The organism is Streptomyces sp. NPDC005803 (genome assembly GCF_040630435.1).
Taxonomy (GTDB): Bacteria; Actinomycetota; Actinomycetes; order Streptomycetales; family Streptomycetaceae; genus Streptomyces.
On sequence record NZ_JBEXXO010000080.1, the window covers coordinates 1 to 1,544 of the forward strand.

At 71.0% G+C, this 1,544-nt stretch carries 3 protein-coding genes; all 3 read right to left on the reverse strand.

Annotated features, from left to right (window positions below; genetic code table 11):
* The coding region (locus tag ABZ454_RS38835; RefSeq protein WP_359544134.1) for a hypothetical protein at positions 1-498 on the reverse strand (498 nt) is incomplete at its 3' end.
* Positions 495-899, reverse strand: coding sequence for a hypothetical protein (locus ABZ454_RS38840; protein WP_359544135.1), 405 nt, complete (start codon positions 897-899; stop codon positions 495-497). The genes ABZ454_RS38835 and ABZ454_RS38840, both read right to left, overlap by 4 nt.
* Positions 900-1,042: 143 nt before the next feature.
* Positions 1,043-1,504: a hypothetical protein gene (locus tag ABZ454_RS38845; protein WP_359544136.1), complete on the reverse strand. Its 462-nt coding sequence runs from the start codon at positions 1,502-1,504 to the stop codon at positions 1,043-1,045.
* Positions 1,505-1,544: the final 40 nt, after the last annotated feature.

The window sequence follows — 1,544 nt, forward strand, 5'->3', positions numbered from 1 at the left end:
GACCGCGCACGCCTGCAGCACCTCGTAGAGGTGGGACGCGGCAACGTGCCGGCGGACCTCGTCGTGCGGGGGCGTCAACCAGTACGGGCCGGGCGGCTCGACCCGGTTCGGGCGCGGGACGCCCACGTGATGGATGTAGGGCCGGGTGCCGCCGAGGATTTCGACCTGGGCCGGGACGAGGGTTCGCGGCCACGACTGATCCGTGCCCGCCGGCACCATGAAATACAGGTGCGGCCGGTACGGGTCGCAGAACACGGGGCCGTCCACCTCGAGCTCCGCCAACCGCCGACGCAGCACGGCCGGCTCCGTGTCGCGGTCGTAGGTCGGGTCCAGGAGGGCGTACGGCACGCGCACGGCATCCCACGTGACGCCCGCGGTGAGCAGCGCCGTGCCGTGCCTGTCCCACTCCATCATGGCGACCTTGCCGTCCTGGGCGGCCGCGAGCAGCCAGGTGTACGCCGTTGCCCGGCGGTCTCGCTCCGCGGCGTTGGGGATCATCGGACAGCGCCCTGGGCGGCCGGGGTCTCCTCGGAGAGGAACGCCTGGTGACCGCAGAGCCACTCATCCAGGGCCGTGGCCTCGGCGGCGTGGATACAGACGGTGCGCGAGGTCATCACGAGGCCCTTGGCCTGACCGCTGGTGATGAACCGGCGGGCCTCGGGCCAGTTCGGCCGGCACTCCAGCGGGGTCGCCCTCGTGATGCGGTCGACGACCTCGCCGACGACGACCCAGTCACGGGCCTCGGCGTGCCGGCGGAGCCGCGCGGTGACGCCGTCCTGGTCCTGGCCGGGAGCTACGCACGCATAGAGCACGACCGTTGCGCGGGAGGGGAAGGCGCCGGCCGCGTCTGCGATGGATCGGCGCCGGGCGATATCACCGGGTGTCCTCGTCCTCGTCATGCCGTAACAGTCCCGCTACGGAACGTGCACGTACAGACACTAGGCGGACGACTTCGGGAACCCATCAGGGCCCAAGTCGTCCGCCCCGCACCACTTCTGACGGGCCGACAATCAAAGTCGTCCGCTACATACCAGTCATCGGGTCACAGGGCCGTTTTCGACGTCGCCGGCAGGAACCCCTGGGTACCCGGCGACACCCCGATCAGCTCCGAGACTCGCCGTAGCCGCGCCGTCGACGCGCGGCCGATCTTCTGCACGATGACGCTCGGGAGGGCCTGGTGCCGCGCCCAGCCGGGGGCGTCGCGCAGCGTCGCCTCCAGCGTGTCCAGGGACGCGTCCCACAATTTCGCGTCGGCCTGCGCGAGCGCCTTGTCCATCGCGTACCGGTTCCGCGCCGCCTCGGTCAGCGCCGACACGTCATGGATGGAGTTGATGAGGTCCAGGGCCTTCCCGGTCTGCCCGAGCGCCACGTTGATACCTACGGCCTGCGTCGTCGCGCTGACCGGACCGAACAGCGTGCCGTGCGCCCGCACCTCCCGGCCCATCCGTGCGCCGGCGGCATGCGACTGAGACAGGAAGTCAGCGGCCCGCTCCTTGTCGCCCATCCGGCTCGCGACGACCGCGGCGAAGTTGACGTGCTACCCT

Coding starts and splice junctions, on each gene's coding strand:
- ABZ454_RS38840 (WP_359544135.1), bottom strand. CDS start 899: ATGACGAGGACGAGGACACCCGGTGATATCGCCCGGCGCCGATCCATC.
- ABZ454_RS38845 (WP_359544136.1), bottom strand. CDS start 1,504: ATGGGCGACAAGGAGCGGGCCGCTGACTTCCTGTCTCAGTCGCATGCC.